Genomic DNA, 19,920 nt, shown 5'->3' with positions numbered 1-19,920 from the left:
AATTATGTTTAAAACTTTATCATTAAGCGCATGTTTGAGTGTTTTGATGGTCGGTACTGCAATGGCTCAAATGAGTCCTGTAGCAGCTAACGCTAAATTGAACAATCAGGCAAAACAAAAAGTGTCGAAAGGTGGTATTAATCTGTCGGCATTATTGAACAACAGTTCAAATGATCTAATCGTTGAATATCATATTGACATTAATCATTTAGAAAATAATCGCGCTCAACTTCGTGAACATCTTGCTCAAAAGAAGCAATCGATTCAATCGAACTTTAAGCGTTTAGGTGGTATTCAATTACTACGCGATTATAATGCCTTACCATATAGTTTTCATCGCGTTCAAAAGCGTGACACGCTCGTAAGCTTATTGAATGACCCGAATGTAAAAGCAATTTATCCAAATAATATTTCTTATACGACAGCATCTCAAAGTCTACCATTAATTGGTCAAGTGCCTGCAGCTGCGCAAGGCTATACTGGTGCGGGGACAACAATTGCTATCTTAGATACAGGTATTAATTACCACCATTCAGACTTTGGTAATTGTACAGCGCCAGGTGTACCATCATCCACTTGCAAAGTTTCGGATTCTATTGAAATTGCTCAAGAAGACGATACATTAGAATTAGATGTTAATGGACATGGAACTAACGTTGCAGCAATTGCTTCTAAAGTTGCACCAGATGCAAAAATTGTGATGCTTGATGTGTTCACCGGCAGTACAGCTAGAACTGGTGGTGGCGCATCCGATTATGACATAATTGGTGCCTTGAACTGGGTAGCGAACCATGCCCAAAGCAAAAACATTAAATCAGTAAACTTAAGCATTGGTAATGGACGTAGTTATTCCTCAACTTGTACTAGTTCCGTACTTACAGATTCTTTTTCGAAGTTGAGAGGCTATGGGGTATTACCAGTAGTTGCATCTGGCAATGATGGCCATCTGAGTGGTATATCCTATCCAGCATGTACTGCGGGTGCAGTCAGTGTAGGGGCAGTTTATGATGCTAACGTAGGTTCGATTGCATTTAGCAATTGCTCTGACAGTGCAACTTATAGCGACAAAGTAACGTGTTTCAGTAACTCTAGTCGTAATTTAACTTTATTGGCGCCTGGTTCACGTATCACCGCTGGTGGATATACAATGGATGGTACTTCAATGGCTGCACCTCACATTGCTGGTGCTGTTGCTGTGTTACGTGCGAATAATGCTTTCCCGAATGAATCTCTGGATCAAATTGTTGCACGTATGACGTCTACGGGAACTTTGGTTACGGATCATCGTAACTCAATTCGAACACCTCGTTTGAATTTAATTGCTGCGTTAAATGGTGCTCCATCTACTCCAGCACCACAACCCCCTGTTATTGACCCACCTGTAGTGACGCCAACTCCTACGCCAACACCAACGCCAGCACCAAAACGTAACTGTCGTACTTTCTTTTTTGTGACAATCTGCACTGGTTAATTAATAGCTAATAGATGAAAACTTTAAAAAAAGGCATCTAAATGATGCCTTTTTTACATTGATATTAAACACGTTCAGTTTCAGATTGATCAGTTCCAAATAACGCGCGTCTTTTTTCCTTAGGAATACTTGGGCATTGGTTGGATATTTGATATAGCACTTTTGCTAAAGCGGCTAAATGTGTGCCTAACACAGATTTCCCTGTATTTAAGAACGATACACTGATATCCCGTTGAGGATCTGCCCAACATAAAATATTCGAGAAACCTAGATGACCAAAAGCTTGTCCAGTATTTGGGCCAAATACACCGATTGGATTACTGCCTAACATCGGACCAAGTGCATAACGCATAGGTGCTAAAAGGTTACGGTCTATTGTTGTATTGGATGTAGGGAGTGTTGCTCTGAAGACCGTTTCTGAATTGATAATTTGCTGATCTTGATAACGACCACCATTAAGTAACATTTCAAAAAAACGATTGGCTTGTTCAGCACTGGTATAAATATTTCCTGCAGGGCAGACGGTATCCATAAAACGGGGATCATTGGTGACATCCACTGCCAGTTGCAGTCCTCCGCCTAATACACGATTGAGATATAGGTCAGTCCCCAAAACAGGGTGAATCCCAGTTGGATAATTTTTTGCAACTAAATGACGTAGTTCTGGTTTTAAACCATAGTTGAAGAAAGGTAAATTCATTGGTTTTTCAATATGTTCGTGCAAGTAATCACGAATATCTTGTCCTGTTACACGTTCAACCAATTCTCCTAAAATATATCCAGCAGTTACAGCATGATAAGAGAGTTGCGAGCCTACGGGTGCAATCGGTTTTGCTGCATAAAGATGCTCCAGGATCCCTTGACGATCAAATAAAAGCTCTGGAGTGACCTCAGTTTCAATTTTAGGAATACCGCCACGGTGTGATAACAAATGAAATATGGTGGCGCGTCGTTTACCGTTAACACCAAACTCTGGAATATAGCGACTCACTGGATCAAGTAAGTTAATTTTCCCTTGTTGATCTAACAAATGCACTAACATGGCATTAACGATTTTAGAGGCAGAAAACATACAGACCGGTGTTTCTGGTGTCGCAACTTTAGAAGGGTCTGTTTGATAGTTTGGACCAAGTTCTGTGTAACCAATACTGCGATTAATTAATATCTGACCCTTGCGACGTAAACACATACTGATCATTGGATGATTGCCAGTACGATAAAGTGCTTCAACACTGTGCCAAATTTTATCAATTTGCTGTTGCGTCATTCCCCCAAGTTCTGGCGCAACTTCGTCTTTATGACGAGTGATCGTAGTTAAGTCTTTTGGTGCTATGCACGTATTTGTAGAGAGTAATTTCACGTTCATTCCATGTTTCATTGTTTTTATAACAGGCAAGTTTGCCCTGCCAAAAAACAAAAGTCAGTATCTTTAACGACATGAATTGATGATTGTTTCTGCCAGAAGTTATTGAGCGGATAATTTTGCTTTTTGAGGGGGGTTCCTTTAAAATAGCACGCTGCTGTAGTGATGCACGGCAGTCAATTCCGCTTTGAAGAGCGTCATTGATTTGTATCAAATACTTTTAAATAAGCATCTCGGAGAAATCGAATGGCTTTAACAAACGCAGATCGCGCAGAGATCATTGCTAAATTTGCTCGCGCTGAAAACGACACTGGTTCACCAGAAGTTCAAGTAGCTCTTTTATCTGCTCAAATCAATGACTTACAAGGTCACTTCAAAGAGCACAAACACGACCACCATAGCCGTCGCGGTCTTATCCGTATGGTTAACCAACGTCGTAAGCTTCTTGACTACCTTAAAGGTAAAGATGCTACTCGTTACAGCGATTTGATTGCTGCTTTAGGTTTACGTCGTTAATTCGATTTAAACTTTATTTTCGGATTATTGCATGTTGAATGCTGTATTGCTGAAAACTAAAGGCGATCTAGTTTCGACTAGATCATGGGGAAGGGGCGAATAGTTTCGCTCCTTCTTTGTGTTTAAAAATAGTGTTTCTAGTGAGGTCGGCTTCTAAGCTTTGTCATTTAAAACCTGTGTTGTGAATGCCAAACCTTAGGGGTCTCCACTAGAATAAAATCAGGAAAAAATAGAACATGTCGATGTTTAATATTATTCGTAAAGAATTCCAATTCGGTCAGCACCAAGTTGTGCTTGAAACAGGCCGTGTGGCGCGTCAAGCAAATACAGTAGTGATTACCATGGGTGGTGTGACTGTATTGGTTGCTGTTGTTGCTCAACCGACTGCGAAAGCAGGTCAAGACTTTTTCCCACTGACTGTTAACTACCAAGAAAAACAATATGCTGCAGGTCGTATCCCAGGTGGTTATGGTAAGCGTGAAGGCCGTGCATCTGAAGCTGAAACTTTAATTTCACGTTTGATCGACCGCCCAATTCGTCCGTTGTTCCCAGAAGGTTATTACAACGAAATCCAAGTGACTGCAACAGTTGTATCATCTGACAAAACTATGGAAGCTGATATTGCTGCAATGTTAGGTACCTCTGCTGCACTCGCAATTGCAGGTACACCATTCCGTGGTCCAATTGGTGCTGCACGCGTTGGTTTAATTAACGGTGAATACGTTCTTAACCCAAGTCATGAACAACTTGCTCAATCTGACCTTGACCTTGTGGTTGCAGGTACAGAAGCTGCTGTTCTTATGGTTGAATCTGAAGCGAAAGAACTTTCAGAAGACCAAATGCTTGGTGCTGTATTGTTCGGTCACGACGAAATGCAAATTGCAATTCAAGCGATCAAAGAATTTGCTGCAGCTGCTGGCGCGAAGGAATCTGACTGGGTTGCTCCAGCGAAAAACGAAGACCTTCGTAGTCAATTGAAAGCAGCTTTTGAAGCGAAAATCTCTGAAGCATACACGATTGCGGTTAAGCAAGACCGTTATGCAGCACTTGATGCACTTCATGCTGAAGCAATTGCGCAATTCGTTCCTGAAAATGATGAAACAGGTATTGCTGACGAAGTTAACGAATTATTTGAAGACCTTAAATATCGTACAGTTCGTGACAATATCTTGTCTGGTAAACCACGTATTGATGGTCGTGATACTAAAACTGTTCGTGCAATCGACGTACAAGTGGGCGTATTAGATCGCGCTCATGGTTCTGCATTGTTCACACGTGGTGAAACTCAAGCGTTAGTAACGACGACTTTAGGTAATACACGTGATGCCTTGATGGTAGATACCTTAGCGGGTACAAAAACTGATAACTTCATGCTTCACTACAACTTCCCTGCATACTCTGTAGGTGAAACTGGTCGTGAATCTGGTCCTAAACGTCGTGAAATTGGTCATGGTCGTTTGGCACGTCGTGGTGTTCAAGCAGTTCTTCCACCAGCTGATCGCTTCCCGTACGTGATTCGTATCGTATCTGACATCACTGAATCGAATGGTTCGTCTTCAATGGCGTCTGTGTGTGGTGCTTCTTTATCACTTATGGATGCAGGTGTTCCACTTAAAGCGCCAGTTGCAGGTATTGCAATGGGTCTAGTGAAAGAAGGTGAACGTTTCGCAGTTCTTTCAGACATTCTAGGCGACGAGGATCACCTTGGCGACATGGACTTTAAAGTAGCAGGTTCTGCAAACGGTATTACTGCACTTCAAATGGACATCAAGATCGAAGGTATTACTGAAGAGATCATGGAAGTTGCATTGAATCAAGCGTATGCAGGTCGTATGCATATCTTGAATGAGATGAATCAAGTGATTTCACGTGCTCGTCCTGAAATCTCAATGCACGCACCAACATTCCAAGTGATCAGCATCAATCCTGATAAGATCCGTGACGTGATTGGTAAAGGCGGCGCAACTATTCGTCAAATCACTGAAGAAACCAAAGCAGCGATCGATATCGAAGATAACGGTACAGTACGTGTATTTGGTGAAACTAAAGCAGCGGCAATGGCTGCAGTAGCGAAAATCCAAGCGCTTACAGCAGAAATTGAACCAGGTACAATTTACACAGGTAAAGTCATTCGTATCGTTGAATTCGGTGCGTTCGTCAATATCCTTCCTGGTACTGATGGCTTGCTTCACATTTCACAAATCTCGAACGAGCGTATTGCGAATGTGACAGACGTTCTTACTGAAGGTCAAGAAGTTAAGGTACAAGTTGCGGATGTTGATAACCGTGGTCGTATCAAACTTACAATGAAAGACATTGAACAAGCTTAATCATTTAAGCTAATTCTAAGCCTTGTGTGGTGCTTCGTTTAAACGAGTGTTACACAAGGCTTTTTTTATGGCATGATCAAAATGTTCTCATTTAAAAATAACTAAAATGCAAAAGTTTAATTATTATTATCATCAAGATGACGGGTATATTTATCTGAGTGAAGCATTATCGACTGATGTTGATGCAGAATTTATATGGTTGAGTTTTGAACGCCACGAATTGATTCAAAATACAGAGACGTGGCAACGATATATTTTTGAGAACACTGGAATTCTGTTGAACGAATTTCATCTTAAAGATATTCAAAACCTTGAGCATCCTTGCGTATTTGATGCATTAGATGATTATGATTTGTTGATCTTTAAAAAATTAATCACCCCAGATGACCACATACAAATTCAGAATGGTCATTCAGCTGAGCAACAAACTGCGGACATTGTTACAACGCCGGTAAGTTTTGTCATGACATCAAATGTTTTAATCACAGTGCATGAACGAGGTAATCGTGTATTTGAAACATATCTTGAAAGAGTGCAGGCGATTCAAACACGACCTATAGAGCAACAGAATATTCCACGAAAATTAGCACAGAGCCCTGTAGATATTGCGCTTAGATTACTGAATATGATGGTGGATGGCTATTTAGGTTTACGTGTACCACTAACCAAACGTGTGGAATTTTGGCAAAAAGAACTATTACAAGGAAATCAAAAATTTAATCGATGGAATCAGCTGCTGCAAGAGATCACGGCTTTTCAACAAGTTGAAAATTTGTGTGAAGAACAGGTTGAATGCCTACAAGAATTAAGAGATGAAATTGTCGAAAATTATCATCATATTAAAGCTAAACGTAAGGCAGAGAAGCAAAATTTAATGCTCGTCCGAATGGATGATTTAATTAGCCATATTGAAAGAATACAAAAGCACAGTGTTCGGTTAAACCATGCAGTACAAGCCGCCATCGATTTGCACTTTTCAGCAGTGGCCAATCAAACCAATGAAAATATGAGAATTTTAGCAATTATCACCGCTGTATTTGCACCACTGACTCTTCTTACAGGTATTTACGGAATGAATTTTGAATTTATTCCAGGATTAAACTCACCGCATGGCTTTTGGTATATGCTCACAGCCATGTGTGTGACAACACTTTTGTTAATTTGGTATTTTTATCGTAGACAAATGGTCGGGCGCGGTGAAAAAAGTGTGATGGAATTGTTGGCTCAACAAAACCAGCAGCAACAACTCGGTTTGTTTGCATTTTTGGAGTATGAACCGATTCAAAAAACATTGAAAGGTACGCTCCGAGAAATGGGACGTTGGACTCGATTAAAATAGTCAACGTCATATAAGGCACTTATGCTTTAAGTCAGAATGATAAGTGCCAGATTCACCGTTATTTTATAATATTAAATTGAAATTACTGGGTAAGGTTCGTCTGCGCTTGTTTGAGCAAACGATACATTTCATCTTTTAATTTAAGTTTTTTTCGCTTTAGAAACTCAATATCATCATTAATTACATTAACTGGATTTAGTTCCAAATGCGTAATTTCATGATCTAGCGTTTCATGTTCCTCGAAAATTTTAGCGAAGTGAGGGTTTTCTTCTCTTAAAGGCTGAATAAGTTCACGGAACTCAGGGAAAAGGTTTTTCAGCTTTTTATTGCATTCTTTAACTTTCATTGATGGTTTAATCCTTTCATTCTAATCAATAAAAAATAAATGCATGTAACAGTACATGCATTTATGTGGGCTTGCTTTATTTGAAGTATTTCACTTGCTTGCGCAATTGTTGTACTTCATCTATCAGATCCATCATCATGGCGACGGCAGGGAGACTTGCTTCAAAATCCCGTTGCAAGCGATAAGCTCTCCGTGCTCGAGTAAGTTCTTCACCAAAAAATTGATGGATTTTTTGCTCAGAACGAGCAGGTAGAATCTCATATTCAAGTAATTGCAAAACCCATTCAGGACTTTGTCCGCATGCTTGGGCAAAATGCTTTAAATCAAAAATACATTGGTCATCAATGATTTCAGCCTCTAAATATCCATTTTTGTACACTTCTCGGTACTGAATCGTTGTCATGATTCACCTCCTTCATCACGAGGGTTGAAATGTGTAAATGCTTGAGCAAATTGCTCATATGCCTGTTTTTGCTGCGGGGATTCTGCTCTTGGATAAACAATATTCAGGATTAGATAAAGGTGTCCCGGGGGTGAAGAGGGAATCCCTTTTTCTTTAATACGGAGTTGTTTGCCATAAATTGTATGTTGAGGAATGCTGACTTTAATCTTTCCAGAGGGGGTTTTTAGCTCGATGTCTTGGCCTAAAGCAGCTTCCCAAGGACTAATGTTAATGTGATAGTAAATGTCTGCCTGATCGACATATATGCTGTCAGTGGTTTGATAATGGATCTGTATATAAAGATCTCCATTTTCACCGCCCGATAAACCAGCTTGTCCTTGACCTTTGAGCCGAATTTGTTGACCGTTTTTCATCCCTTTCGGGATTCTAATTTCAAGGGTTTTTCGCTGAACTTCAGGTTGTCCATATGCATTAAAAGTGGGTATACGCAATTGGATGGATTGAGTGACACCTTCAAAAGCGACTTGTAAGGGCACTTCTATACTGGCATGTTGATCTTCACCACGAATTGGCTGGGATTTATATTGGTGTGAGCGCTGTGCATAACCTCCACCAAAACCTGTACCAAAACGCCCAAACAAATCTTCAAAGCCAGAAAATTCATGATTTGTATGGTTTTTAGTATCCGAGAAAGGAGACTGACTATTCAACTGATCGAGTTGTTGATCGTACTCTTGTTTTTTTAAAGGATCACTTAATGTGTCATACGCAGTATTAATCGCCTGCATTTTTTTTTCGGCATCAGGTGCTTGACTGATATCGGGATGGTATTTCCGAGCCAGTTTTCGATATGATTTTTTTATTTCCTCAGGACTCGCATCGCGATCTAGTCCGAGTTCCTCATAATAATTATTTGCCATTAAGCAAAAATAACCGTTGATTAACTTTTAATCATTATGAGCAGACTTTCGAAGACTACAATATGTTCAGATGGTGAATAATTGTTTCAATTTCTTACAACCAAAAAAATCAGCAAGTAAAACTTGCTGATTTTCGAAGAGAACTGTTAAGGATTAACTGAGGTGCTCGCCGAATAGACCGAGTGCTTCTTCAGCAGTAAATCTGTATTGAGTGTTACAGAATTGACAGTCCATTGTAATAGGGTTCTGTTGTTCTAAAATTTCACGCACAGATTCAGCACCCACCTGAATTAATGCTGTAGAGCAACGCTCTTTAGAACATGTACAGCCAAATTGAAGTTGTTCAGATTCAGGTAGTCTGACTTCTTCTTCATTATATAAGCGATACAAAATTTCTTGCGCATCCAGCTCAGTAAGTTCATCTGTTTTTAAAGTTTCAGTGAGCATGGTTAGACGAGGCCAGATATCTTCATCAACCTTTTGCTGCTCTTCATCATTGTTACGCGGTAACAATTGAATCAAAAGACCACCAGCGCGTTGAGCAGTACTAGCTAAAACGATCTTGGTTGGGATTTGGGCAGATAAATCATAATACTGCATGAGGCATTTAGCTAAATTCGGCTGATCTAAAGGCACGATACCCTGATAGCGTTCGCCAAATTCAGGTTCAATATTAATAAATAAAACTGGACTGACCAAAGTTTTCAGAACGATGCTGCTGTCTGATGCTTCTTCAAAACGTGGATCAGCTTCATATTCAGCTAATCCGCGTACTTCACCGAGGTGATTACATTCAGCCATAGCCCATTTTAAGGTGCCAGAAGCTTGAATTTGGAGGCTAATACGTCCCTTAATTTTAAGTGTGCTGGCCAACAATGCAGTTGCACTGAGCATTTCGCCCAATAAAATTTGAATCGCAGGTGCATAGGCGCGTTGCGCTAAAATTGTTTTAAGCGTATCTTCAAGATGTACGACTTCACCACGAACAGGGCTGTTATCAATAAAAAAACGTTGACGTAAATCAGACATAAAATTCTCCAAATCCCTGTCTAGATGGTGACGATATTGTAAATCACAAGTTAAAATTCTTCATCTCGACAAACATTAATTTGGTTTTGCGAGTGCTTAGCGCGTCGTTCTACAGAACTTACTTCAGAATCAATGGTTTCATCTAAACTTTCTAAAAGTGGTTGATGTTGTTGCGCATCATTTTCAAAAATTTGTTCGAGTTCCGCTAAGAAATTTCGATAGCTTTCAAAGACTTTTTGATCATCCGTATAGATGCGTTGTTGCTCAGCTAATAGACGCCCATCATAGTCTCTAAATATTTCAATACTATGTTGAGCATGTTCTTGACTTAAACCTAACGCGGTTAAGGTGCGAAATGCCATACCGAGTGAAGATAGAAAAGTTTCACGCCAAATATGCTCAATGCCTAAGTCTTTAAGTAAATGCATATGATGTCGATCACGGGCACGGACGATGAGTTTGAGCGTTGGATAATTCAAACGTAAATGGCGAGCAATATTCATCGACATTTCCACATCGTCTACAGCAAGTACAAATGCCTTAGCATGCTCGATGCCTGCAGATCTCAATAAATCAGGGGAGGAGGCGTCTCCATAATAAATTTTACCACCGTACTTTCTCACAAAATCAATTTTTTCTAAATTATTATCAATGGCTGTAAAGCTGACATGATTGAGATAAGCAACGCGCGCCACTATTTGTCCGACGCGTCCAAAACCTGCAATGATTAATGTTGAATGAGTGTCTGGTAATGGGACATCTTCAGCGCTATCAGTCTTTCGATCAAGATATGGAATGAGCCATCGTTGTGCAAGCCAGAAAATGACAGGGGTGAGTGCCATCGAAATTGCAATGATCAGAATCGTAGGGGATAACACTGCTTGAGTAATTAAACCTTCGGTATTCGCAACAGCTAAGATCACATAAGCAAATTCTCCTCCTTGAGCAAGACAAATGGCAATCAATACACTGGTTTTGCATTGAAATTTAAAATATCGTGCGATTGCAACCATGCTTAATATTTTTATGATGATCAGCACGAATGCCCCACCAAAAATGAATAGCGGCTGATCTACGAGGAGATCAATCGGTGTCATCATGCCTACGCTCATAAAGAATAAACCGAGTAGTAAACCTTTGAAGGGTTGAATGCTCGATTCCAGTTCATGGCGAAACTCAGAATCCGCGAGTAATACACCTGTCAGAAAAGCACCGAGCGTGGTGCTTAATCCGAGCATATCCATAAACAGAACGACAGCCAAAACAATGAAGAGTCCAGCAGCCGTAATGAGTTCAGTGGCACCACTCTGTACAATGAATCTAAAAAATGGTCGCATCACATAGCGACTAAATAAAAATAAGCCAGTAAACGTTGCAACAACAGCGGCAAAATAAGCAATACCATGATGTGTAGACTGATTTCCCGCGAGTAGGGGAATCAGGGCGAGTAAAGGAATAGCGGCAATATCTTGAAACAGTAAAATAGAGAAAGATTGCTGACCATGCGCGGTATTCAGCTGCTGCTTTTCTGCAAGTAATTGCATGACAAATGCTGTAGATGATAAAGCAAGGGCAAGACCAATTACGACACTAGCAGCAAGATGCTGTTGGAAGAACAGCCAAATGGTTGCGACAAGAATTATACCTGTGATCAAGACTTGAGCACTTCCAATCACAAATATAGAGTGACGCATATTCCACAAGCGCTGAGGGCGTAATTCTAGGCCGATTAAGAACATCAAAAAAATCACGCCGTACTCAGCTAATTTCATTAATGTTTCGGCATCATTGGTCAAATTCAATGCACTTGGACCAAGTAATATTCCTGTAAACAAATAACTTAAGACTGTCGCAATACCAATTTTTTTTCCGAGCGGAACAAAAATTAATGCGGCAGCTAGAAAAATTGTGATTTGTAACAACAATGGCATTGGCCTTCCCTAAAGTGGAATGTTGGACTGATGAAATTGTAATCGTGTCTGCTTTAGCTGTGTAAATTTAATTCAGGTCTTCGACTTTGATAATTTAACTCTATTCATGATTAGCTTAGCTCTTGAGGATCTATATCAATACTGAGCTTCATCGTTGAAGGTTTTTGTTGAAGCACAAATGGCCACCATTCTCGTATATAGAAATGCATTTTTGCACGATCTGATGACAATAAAACCACATGTGCCTGATAACGCCCAGCCTTTCGCTCCATTGGCGCAGGAATTGGACCCCAAATCTCAATCAGCTCACCAGTATGTTGTTGGAGCGATTGTGTCATATTGGTTAAAAAATTGAGATTTTCTTCCTGACTACGCGATTCACAACGTATTAATGCTGCATAGCGCATTGGAGGGAGTAAAGCAGATTGACGATCATGAAGTGTTTCACGAGCAAAAGCACGATAGTCTTTATTAATGAGCGTGTTGAGTAGAGGGTGATCAGGTCGTAAAGTTTGTAGATAAACCTCACCTTTTTTTTCACCTCGTCCTGCACGACCTGCAACTTGAACAATCAATTGGGCTGTTCGTTCCGTTGCTCTGAAATCAACACTGAGTAGGCCACTATCAATATCTAAGATTGCAACTAAGGTTACATACGGAAAGTGATGACCTTTGGCTAACATTTGCGTACCAAGTAAAATCATCGGTTTACTTTGATGAATTTGCTCGTAAATTTTTTGCCAACTCCCGACACGGCTCGTGGAATCACGATCTACTCTGACCACAGGAAAGTCTGGAAATAAAAGTTGTAAATTCTCTTCAACTTTTGCCGTGCCCATTCCAATAGGCTTCAAGGTGTGTTGCTGACAAGAGGGGCATTGCTCAGGCAGTCGATTAATTGTCCCACAGTGATGGCAATGCAGGTGCTCATATGGTTTTTTATGAAGCGTAAAATGTGCATCACAATGGGGACAATTGGCTTGCCATCCACAGCTTTCGCAGATCAGGACAGGTGCATAACCACGTCTGTTTAAAAAGATCAGTACCTGTTCTTCTTGATTGAGTCTTTTTTGAATTTCTTTAATGAGTTGTTCGCTTATACCATGCTGTTTTTGAGCAATCTTTAGATCAATTAAATGAATTTTAGGTAAGCTTGCACCTGCGGCACGTTCATCGAGTTTCAGAATCGTTAATTTTTTTTGCTCCACCAAATGATATGAGTCAATACTTGGTGTTGCTGAGCCAAGGACAATGGGGCATTGCTCTAAATAAGCGCGATAGAGAGCAACATCACGTGCATGGTAGCGAAAACCTTCTTGTTGTTTGAATGACAGGTCATGCTCCTCATCTAAGATAATGAGCCCTAAATTTGGCATGGGGGTGTAAATCGCAGAGCGTGTACCAAGAATAATGGAGGCCTTCCCTGTTTGAGCATATTGCCAAGCTTGGAGGCGCTTTGTGTCATTCAGTCCGGAATGCAACAAGACAATATTGCAGTGAAAGCGAGATTGAAACCGGCTGATAGTTTGAGGGGTTAAGCCAATTTCTGGTACCAGTACCAATACTTGCTGACCTTTTTGTAAAACCTCTTGCATGACTTGCAAATAAACTTCAGTTTTGCCGCTACCAGTTAAACCATCGAGTAAAAATGCTTGATAGCGATTTTGTGCTTTTAAAATGGATTGAATTGCTTTTTTTTGATCATCATTTGCAGTCAATGGCATTTGAGCCAGCTGTACAGGTTCAGGACTAAAGTCCTGCTGAATCAATTTACATTCGACGATTTCTTTCTTTTCAAGCGCTTTTAATGTTGCTGTTTCCACACCACTCAAATTCAGTATCGTCTCGGCAGTCCCTTGAGGGTGTAGCTTTAAAATTTTATAAGCCTCTTGTTGTTTTAAAGATCGAGCCACTTTCTTTTCAGCGTCTAAATTTAAAACTTTCCAAGAGTGAGCTAATAAATTATAGGGTTTACCCTGCCTTAAAAATGTCGGCAAAGTGGTATGCATGACTTCCCCAATGGGGAATTGATAATATTGAGCAGACCACTGCGCGAGCTGAATGATCGTATCATTGAGTATGGGTTGCAGATCCAAGATTTCAGTGATGGGTTTCAGTTTGATTTTCGGATCTAATGGCGTTTCCGGTGCGATCTTTTCGAGTACGATTCCGACTAAGTTTTGACGACCAAACGAAACAAGAACACGGCAACCTATGTGTATAGTTTGGTATTGTTCTGCAGAAACTTCATAATCAAAACAATCATATAGATAAACTGGCACCGCGATGCGCACTCGATAAACAATTTGGCTTAATTCTGAAATATTTGTCATATATAGTCGTCAATCAATATGGTGAAAACTTATCGTGGATAACCAATGCTTATGATAGAGTGTTCAAGTTGTTGCAAGTGATCAATATGAATGAAGAGAACGGTCTAAGGCAACTCTTAAGACATCATAATTAGGAAAATTAGAGCATTATCATGCCCGCATATCAATATACTGCCATCGATGCTTCAGGAAAGCAGCAAAAGGGTGTGCTAGAAGGTGATTCAGCCCGACAGATTCGACAACAGCTTCGGGATAAACAATGGATTCCAGTACAAGTTGATGCTGTAGAACAAAAAGACAAGCATCGAACTGGTGGTTTTTTTCAAAAAAAATTTACAGCTTATGACTTAGCTTTGATGACTCGCCAATTATCCGTATTAGTTGCAGCGGGGATCCCACTTGAGGAAGCATTAAGAGCAGTTGCCAAACAAAGCGAAAAAGCTCACGTGCAAAATTTGATGTTATCTGTAAGATCAAAGGTTTTAGAAGGTCATTCCTTGGCTCAAGGGATGCAACAATCTGGCAGATTCCCTGAACTTTATATTGCAACGATTGCTGCTGGTGAGCGATCAGGACACTTAGATCTTATTCTCGATCAATTGGCTGATTACACTGAAAATCGCTTTGCGATGCAAAAGAAGATTCAAGGTGCAATGATTTATCCTATTATTTTGATGTTGATGTCTTTCGGTATCGTGATGGGACTCATGACCTATGTAGTGCCAGACATCGTTAAAACCTTTGACCAAAGTAAAGATGCGCTACCTTGGATTACGGTTGCTTTAATGAAAGCCAGTGATTTTATACGTCAAGCTTGGCCATTTGTATTGGTCGCGTCGGCGTTGGGATTCTTTCTATTGGTACGCTTTTTAAGGACTGCCGCAGGGCATTATGCTTTTGATCGCCTCACGTTGAAGTTGCCATTATTTGGAAAACTATCACGAGGTATTAATGCGGCCCGCTTTTCAAGTACCTTATCTATCTTAACGCAATCAGGTGTTCCTTTGGTCGACGCGTTGAAAATTGGTGCAGCAGTGAGTAGCAATTGGGTTATTCGAGATGCAGTCAATGTCGCGGCTGAAAAAGTCACAGAGGGTGGAAATCTGGCGACGCAACTTGAGCGCTGTGGTTATTTTCCACCGATGATGGTGCAAATGATCAAAAGTGGTGAAGCCTCAGGCGAGTTGGATCGAATGTTAGAAAGAGCTTCGACGATGCAAGATCGAGAAGTTACCACATTAATCTCGACATTATTGGCGTTGTTGGAACCACTAATGTTGGTGTTAATGGCTGCGATTGTATTGGTGATCGTGATTGCTGTCATGTTGCCAATCGTCAACATGAACAATATGATTTAAACAGATTCAATAAATTCTAATAATGAATGAAATAGCGAGTGAAAACATGCGAAACAATATGAAAATGCGTAGACAATCTGGTTTTACCCTGATTGAAGTGATGGTGGTGATTGTGATTTTAGGTGTGCTTGCAGCACTGATTGTGCCTAATGTCATGGGTCGTGGTGAGAAAGCGAAGGTTGATACCACAATCATTACGCTGAAAGGTGTTGCAGGTGCATTAGATCAATACAAGTTAGACAACAACCAATATCCATCCATGCAAGATGGTGGCTTGGATGCTTTGGTCAATCAACCAGCTTCAGCAAAAAATTGGTTACCTGGTGGTTATGTGAAGGGTGGTTATCCTAAAGATAGTTGGGATAATGATTTACAATATGTGATTCCCGGTTCGGAAGGTCGTGCATATGATCTTTATTCATTCGGCGCAGATGGAAAGCAGGGTGGTGAAGGAAATGATGCTGATATCTTTTACACACCATAAATGAAAATCATTATTAAAAACCATTCATGGTATTAATCACTTCACTTAATCGAATTAATAAATATTGAGTGAAGTGATAATCTTTATTATTTAGAAATATTAAACCAAATCATTGATAATTATAATGTTTAAAAATAAAGGTTTTTTGAGATTTATAATAAGAATTATTCCCATATTTAATGGTTACAAGAAACAGAAAATATGAAGAAAATTAGGCTTTTTATTTTAATTTTTCCCTGCATAATGGAGCCAACAGCTTAGCTTGATAATAAGGGGGAATGATGAAAGCATTAATATTGTCAGATGAAATCAATTTATTTCATTGGACTGTGCTCAAGTCTGCACTGCTTATTTTGAGCTTATTGCCTATTAGTCATCTATTTATTGATCTTTGGTCAAATGCAGATGCAAGCAGTCAAATCATGATCGGATTTATGGCGATTAGTGTATTTAGTGCGATTACGATTTTAAGTTTTTATAGTGCACTTAAAGCATCTGTTTTGACGCTGTCTGATGTATCTTCAACATTTGAAGCGCTGCTCATTAAAATTTATCGATCTATTCCGATGTTGAGTTTGATGGCAATGCTGTCTTACCTCACAACACAAATTTAAAAAAACCGAGCATATTTGCTCGGTTTTTTTGATATAGAACGTATATTTGATTTGAACCAAGTGTTATCGACGAGATTTAAAACTGACATCGACAACACGTGGTCTAAAGAACCAACCCATCACCAATAAAATCAATGACAATCCCAATATTGGCCAATCACTGAATCTCGTATACCAAGTTTGCCCTTCCATTGCAGGTAGATCACCACGAAGAACCGCTTTTTGATCAATTGGGGCTTGGCTGACGATTTCCCCTTTGTGGTTGATAAAAGCAGTTACACCTGTATTGGTTGCACGAATAAACCAGCGTCCATTTTCTTTTGCTCGCATTTGTACCATTTGTAAATGTTGCCACGGACCAGCCGTACCCGTAAACCACGCATCATTTGAAACGGTGACGAGGAAATCACTATTTAGTGCATTGCGTCGGGTTAGGTTCGGATAGGCAACCTCATAACAAATCGCAGCAGCTAATTTGTGGTTGTGAATTGAAAAAGGAGCTTGATCCTGCGGACCACGTGAAAAACCGCTCATTGAAGGATCATTTTGAAGCGCAGGTAACACCCAACTTAACAGGCCAGACAGCGGAATATATTCACCAAAAGGAACGAGACGCTGTTTTTTATATAAGCCTGTAGCTTCATCACCAGATGCCATCATGGAGTTGTAATAACGCGGATAACCCAATGCCTTAGATTCATTTAAATCCCAATATGGAATGCCTGTTACCCAAGCTGTGTTGGTACTTTTGGCTTGCTGATCCATTGCATCTAAAAATGGTTCAATATCTGATTGAAACATTGGGATAGATGATTCAGGCCAAACCACCAAGTCACGTCCCCATTCTGATCGCGTTAATTGTGCATAGATTTCAAGTGTCTTTACTTGATACTCAGTTAACCACTTTAAATCTTGAGGAATATTACCTTGGATTAAAGAAACGCTCAGCGGTGCTGATTTTTTTTCTTCTACAAAAGTTAAATAGGATGCGCCCCATGCACCTAGCAATACAATTGAAACTGGAATAGCCCAAAAGTAGCGTTTTCGTAGGAGTTCAACAAGTGCAGATGCAATGAGAATGACCACGAAAGAAACTGCAAATACACCAAATAAAGGTGCATAGCTATCTAAGAAACGCTCGGTAAAAGCATAACCTGCAAATAACCAAGGGAAACCAGTAAATACCCAAGTTTTTGCCCATTCAAAGAATACCCATAAAGGGGCAAAAGTAAGTGGTGTTTCTGGAAAGAATCGACGATATATCCAAGTTTGTATTGCTGTAAATAGCCCCATCACCAAGGCCATAATCGCAATCATGATGACACTTAAAAACGCAGATGTATCACCATACACATGGATAGAAGTGTATAACCAGAATGCACCAACAAACCATAAACCAAAACCGTAAGTCCAACCGATGAGGAATGCTTGTTTAGGATTTCGCTTACTGAGTGTGGCATATAGCAATGCTGGCGATAATATTGCCAGCCACCACCAATAAAAAGGTGCAAGTGCGAGACTAAAAGTCGCACCTGCTGTTAAAGCAATAAGGAGTGGATAAATGAAAGGTAATGATTTTTGTTTTTCTGAAGGACTCAATAATTTTTGAAAATAGGCTCTCATTTACGCACAGCTCGAATCAGATGAATAGTACGGACATCTGCTTCCACAATGGTAAATTCCCAATCTCCCAATTCAATCACTTGGCCTTGAAGATCGCTGACTAAACCAATTTCTTGCAGTAATAGTCCACCCACAGTTTCCACTTCATCATCAGAAAATTCAGCATTTAAAACATTGTTAAAATGTTCAATTGGTGTAAGTGCTTGAACTAACCACGTGTTACTGCTGTTGCTGGTTTGATCTGGAACAATGAAATTGGCTTCTTCATCGACATTGTCATGTTCATCTTCAATTTCACCCACAATTTCTTCAAGAATATCCTCAAGTGTCACTAAACCCGAAGTAGAACCGTACTCATCAATCACAATCGCAATATGTGTTTGAGTGTTTTTTAGCATTCGGAGCACTTGATCAGAACGCGCGCTTTCAGGCACAAAGATCGGTTGGCGCATCAGCGAATGTACATTTACTTTCGAATCACGATCTTTTAAGAAAGGTAAGAGGTCCTTTGCCAAAAGGATACCAATGACGTTATCAGGTTGATCTGTTGAAAATACAGGGAAACGTGAGTGTGCTGACTCGATGAGAACATCAAGAATATCCAATAACTCATCATCTTCTTGTAAGCTGACCATTGAAGTTCGTGGCGTCATGACTTCACGAATTTTAGTCGCTGGAAGGTCAAAGATTCCCTCGAGCATCGCTACTGTATCTGGTTCGAGTAGTCGACGTGAATCTTGTACAATTTTTAACAGTTCATCTCGGGTTTCTGGGGCTGTGCCTAACCATTTGCGTAAGCCACGCATACCCCACGATGTACCTGATTCCTCTTGCATGATCTTTCCTAAAGACTCTTCAATTGAAAAAATAAGTTTTAATCATACCGAAGAAAATACGCTTGTCTATTGGTAAAATTTTGATTCCTAATGATCTATTTGATCATAGACCACTGTATTTGGAGTCTTTTTCTGAATTTGGGAGTGAAAAGATTGAATTATGATAAAATAATCGCCCAATCTTTTAAGGGCGATATTGAATGTCTGATTCTCAAGTTCAACCTCAAATCCAGTTGAATACACGTGGTTTACGTTGTCCAGAACCGGTGATGATGTTACATCAAGCCATTCGTAAATCTAAGTCTGGTGATGTGGTGGAAGTATTTGCAACAGATAATTCAACTTCTTGGGATATTCCTAAATTCTGTATGCATCTTGGTCATGAATTGCTGTTGCAAGAAGAACGTTTAGATGACAATGGGAACAAAGAATTTCATTATTTGGTAAAAAAAGGTTAGCCCGTCGTGAATTAACGGTTGAAACAATTCATATCGTTTAAAATTGATTTTTTCGTGTACAATTTGGGTTAAGAATATCTAAATAATAATGATTAACTCATTTTGACATGAAGAATTTCATCAATAATATTCAGCGTACGATTGAACAGCTCGGTCTAACTGCCCAAAACAGAGCCCTCCACATCCAATTCAGTCATTCACAGCTGAATAGCCAAGTCTTCCTACAACGCATCGATGGCAGCCATGCCCTTAACGAAGGCGTGCAAGCAGAACTCATCTGTCTCTCGACCAATGCCTTAATTCCACTCAAACAATTCATCGGCACACAAGTGGCCGTCGATCAAGTCACTGATCAAGGAATCCTGTTTAGAACCACTGGCATCATCACCGAAGCCTCACAAGGACAAAGCGATGGGGCACTGACCCTCTACAAACTCACGCTTAATGATGCAACAAACCTGTGGCACAAACGCCGCAACAGCCGCGTATTTATGAATAAATCCGTGGTCGAAGTGGTGGAAATCCTCTTTGAAGAATGGCAAAACAAAAGCCCACTCTTTGCCTCG

The 19,920-nt window shown here is 40.1% G+C and carries 18 protein-coding genes; 9 read left to right on the top strand and 9 right to left on the bottom strand.

Annotated features, from left to right (window positions below):
* Positions 1-4: 4 nt before the first annotated feature.
* Entirely contained in the window at positions 5-1,471 is a 1,467-nt protein-coding gene (locus tag AC1M9N_RS07290; RefSeq protein ID WP_092767230.1) for a S8 family peptidase, read from the top strand.
* Positions 1,472-1,535: 64 nt separating this feature from the next.
* Here AC1M9N_RS07290 and AC1M9N_RS07285 read toward each other — a convergent pair whose 3' ends face one another.
* Entirely contained in the window at positions 1,536-2,831 is a 1,296-nt protein-coding gene (locus tag AC1M9N_RS07285; RefSeq protein WP_092767411.1) for a serine hydrolase domain-containing protein, read from the bottom strand.
* A 249-nt stretch (positions 2,832-3,080) separates the two neighbouring features.
* On the opposite strand from AC1M9N_RS07285, the gene rpsO reads away from it, so the two are divergent.
* The 3 genes from rpsO to AC1M9N_RS07270 all read left to right on the top strand — a co-directional run bounded on the left by rpsO (position 3,081) and on the right by AC1M9N_RS07270 (position 7,019).
* Positions 3,081-3,350 (top strand): 30S ribosomal protein S15, encoded by a 270-nt coding sequence (gene rpsO / locus AC1M9N_RS07280; protein ID WP_035264047.1) that lies wholly within the window; start codon positions 3,081-3,083, stop codon positions 3,348-3,350.
* 242 nt (positions 3,351-3,592) lie between these two features.
* Positions 3,593-5,680: a polyribonucleotide nucleotidyltransferase gene (gene pnp, locus AC1M9N_RS07275; protein ID WP_481589200.1), complete on the top strand. Its 2,088-nt coding sequence runs from the start codon at positions 3,593-3,595 to the stop codon at positions 5,678-5,680.
* Between the two features lie 106 nt (positions 5,681-5,786).
* On the top strand, positions 5,787-7,019 hold the full coding sequence (locus AC1M9N_RS07270; protein WP_481593265.1) for a magnesium transporter CorA family protein: 1,233 nt from the start codon (positions 5,787-5,789) through the stop codon (positions 7,017-7,019).
* An 82-nt stretch (positions 7,020-7,101) separates the two neighbouring features.
* Here AC1M9N_RS07270 and AC1M9N_RS07265 read toward each other — a convergent pair whose 3' ends face one another.
* The 6 genes from AC1M9N_RS07265 to AC1M9N_RS07240 form a co-directional block, all read right to left on the bottom strand.
* Entirely contained in the window at positions 7,102-7,365 is a 264-nt protein-coding gene (locus AC1M9N_RS07265; protein WP_035264053.1) for an HP1242/YdcH family protein, read from the bottom strand.
* 76 nt (positions 7,366-7,441) lie between these two features.
* Positions 7,442-7,768 (bottom strand): chaperone modulator CbpM, encoded by a 327-nt coding sequence (locus AC1M9N_RS07260; RefSeq protein ID WP_035264056.1) that lies wholly within the window; start codon positions 7,766-7,768, stop codon positions 7,442-7,444.
* Positions 7,765-8,688, bottom strand: coding sequence for a DnaJ C-terminal domain-containing protein (locus AC1M9N_RS07255; protein WP_035264059.1), 924 nt, complete (start codon positions 8,686-8,688; stop codon positions 7,765-7,767). Before AC1M9N_RS07255 ends, AC1M9N_RS07260 begins: the two co-directional genes overlap by 4 nt.
* A gap of 153 nt (positions 8,689-8,841) precedes the next feature.
* Positions 8,842-9,717, bottom strand: coding sequence for an Hsp33 family molecular chaperone HslO (gene hslO, locus AC1M9N_RS07250; RefSeq protein ID WP_481954510.1), 876 nt, complete (start codon positions 9,715-9,717; stop codon positions 8,842-8,844).
* 50 nt (positions 9,718-9,767) lie between these two features.
* Positions 9,768-11,648, bottom strand: coding sequence for a monovalent cation:proton antiporter-2 (CPA2) family protein (locus tag AC1M9N_RS07245; RefSeq protein WP_481954509.1), 1,881 nt, complete (start codon positions 11,646-11,648; stop codon positions 9,768-9,770).
* 110 nt (positions 11,649-11,758) lie between these two features.
* On the bottom strand, positions 11,759-13,981 hold the full coding sequence (locus AC1M9N_RS07240) for a primosomal protein N' (RefSeq protein WP_481954508.1): 2,223 nt from the start codon (positions 13,979-13,981) through the stop codon (positions 11,759-11,761).
* Positions 13,982-14,133: 152 nt separating this feature from the next.
* Here AC1M9N_RS07240 and gspF point away from each other — a divergent pair, with 152 nt between their 5' ends.
* The 3 genes from gspF (at position 14,134) to AC1M9N_RS07225 (ending at position 16,437) form a co-directional block, all read left to right on the top strand.
* Positions 14,134-15,339, top strand: a complete 1,206-nt coding sequence (gspF, locus tag AC1M9N_RS07235; RefSeq protein ID WP_035264068.1) for a type II secretion system inner membrane protein GspF — start codon at positions 14,134-14,136, stop codon at positions 15,337-15,339.
* A 46-nt stretch (positions 15,340-15,385) separates the two neighbouring features.
* Complete coding sequence (gene gspG, locus AC1M9N_RS07230; protein ID WP_481954507.1) at positions 15,386-15,823, top strand: type II secretion system major pseudopilin GspG; 438 nt, start codon at positions 15,386-15,388, stop codon at positions 15,821-15,823.
* Between the two features lie 281 nt (positions 15,824-16,104).
* On the top strand, positions 16,105-16,437 hold the full coding sequence (locus tag AC1M9N_RS07225; protein WP_481591450.1) for a hypothetical protein: 333 nt from the start codon (positions 16,105-16,107) through the stop codon (positions 16,435-16,437).
* Positions 16,438-16,500: 63 nt separating this feature from the next.
* Here AC1M9N_RS07225 and lnt read toward each other — a convergent pair whose 3' ends face one another.
* A complete protein-coding gene (lnt, locus tag AC1M9N_RS07220) occupies positions 16,501-18,060 on the bottom strand; it encodes an apolipoprotein N-acyltransferase (RefSeq protein WP_481596144.1) in 1,560 nt (519 codons plus the stop codon).
* A complete protein-coding gene (locus tag AC1M9N_RS07215; RefSeq protein WP_092767211.1) occupies positions 18,057-18,896 on the bottom strand; it encodes an HlyC/CorC family transporter in 840 nt (279 codons plus the stop codon). The genes lnt and AC1M9N_RS07215 overlap by 4 nt, the downstream gene beginning before the upstream one ends.
* A gap of 200 nt (positions 18,897-19,096) precedes the next feature.
* Here AC1M9N_RS07215 and tusA point away from each other — a divergent pair, with 200 nt between their 5' ends.
* Both tusA and AC1M9N_RS07205 read left to right on the top strand, forming a co-directional pair.
* The gene (tusA, locus tag AC1M9N_RS07210; protein WP_035264077.1) at positions 19,097-19,354 is read left to right on the top strand and encodes a sulfurtransferase TusA; all 258 of its coding nucleotides are present in this window, start codon (positions 19,097-19,099) and stop codon (positions 19,352-19,354) included.
* 107 nt (positions 19,355-19,461) lie between these two features.
* Positions 19,462-19,920 (top strand): phage late control D family protein (locus AC1M9N_RS07205; protein ID WP_481954506.1); only part of this gene is annotated, 459 nt, incomplete at its 3' end.

Source organism: Acinetobacter sp. ANC_7655, from assembly GCF_056784015.1.
This window is presented reverse-complemented; position numbering and strand designations above follow the sequence as displayed.

Bases quoted from the DNA above. Each gene is read 5' to 3' on its own strand.
- AC1M9N_RS07290 (WP_092767230.1), top strand. From the start codon at position 5: ATGTTTAAAACTTTATCATTAAGCGCATGTTTGAGTGTTTTGATGGTC.
- rpsO (WP_035264047.1), top strand. From the start codon at position 3,081: ATGGCTTTAACAAACGCAGATCGCGCAGAGATCATTGCTAAATTTGCT.
- pnp (WP_481589200.1), top strand. From the start codon at position 3,593: ATGTTTAATATTATTCGTAAAGAATTCCAATTCGGTCAGCACCAAGTT.
- AC1M9N_RS07270 (WP_481593265.1), top strand. From the start codon at position 5,787: ATGCAAAAGTTTAATTATTATTATCATCAAGATGACGGGTATATTTAT.
- AC1M9N_RS07265 (WP_035264053.1), bottom strand. From the start codon at position 7,365: ATGAAAGTTAAAGAATGCAATAAAAAGCTGAAAAACCTTTTCCCTGAG.
- AC1M9N_RS07260 (WP_035264056.1), bottom strand. From the start codon at position 7,768: ATGACAACGATTCAGTACCGAGAAGTGTACAAAAATGGATATTTAGAG.
- AC1M9N_RS07255 (WP_035264059.1), bottom strand. From the start codon at position 8,688: ATGGCAAATAATTATTATGAGGAACTCGGACTAGATCGCGATGCGAGT.
- hslO (WP_481954510.1), bottom strand. From the start codon at position 9,717: ATGTCTGATTTACGTCAACGTTTTTTTATTGATAACAGCCCTGTTCGT.
- AC1M9N_RS07245 (WP_481954509.1), bottom strand. From the start codon at position 11,648: ATGCCATTGTTGTTACAAATCACAATTTTTCTAGCTGCCGCATTAATT.
- AC1M9N_RS07240 (WP_481954508.1), bottom strand. From the start codon at position 13,981: ATGACAAATATTTCAGAATTAAGCCAAATTGTTTATCGAGTGCGCATC.
- gspF (WP_035264068.1), top strand. From the start codon at position 14,134: ATGCCCGCATATCAATATACTGCCATCGATGCTTCAGGAAAGCAGCAA.
- gspG (WP_481954507.1), top strand. From the start codon at position 15,386: ATGCGAAACAATATGAAAATGCGTAGACAATCTGGTTTTACCCTGATT.
- AC1M9N_RS07225 (WP_481591450.1), top strand. From the start codon at position 16,105: ATGAAAGCATTAATATTGTCAGATGAAATCAATTTATTTCATTGGACT.
- lnt (WP_481596144.1), bottom strand. From the start codon at position 18,060: ATGAGAGCCTATTTTCAAAAATTATTGAGTCCTTCAGAAAAACAAAAA.
- AC1M9N_RS07215 (WP_092767211.1), bottom strand. From the start codon at position 18,896: ATGCAAGAGGAATCAGGTACATCGTGGGGTATGCGTGGCTTACGCAAA.
- tusA (WP_035264077.1), top strand. From the start codon at position 19,097: ATGTCTGATTCTCAAGTTCAACCTCAAATCCAGTTGAATACACGTGGT.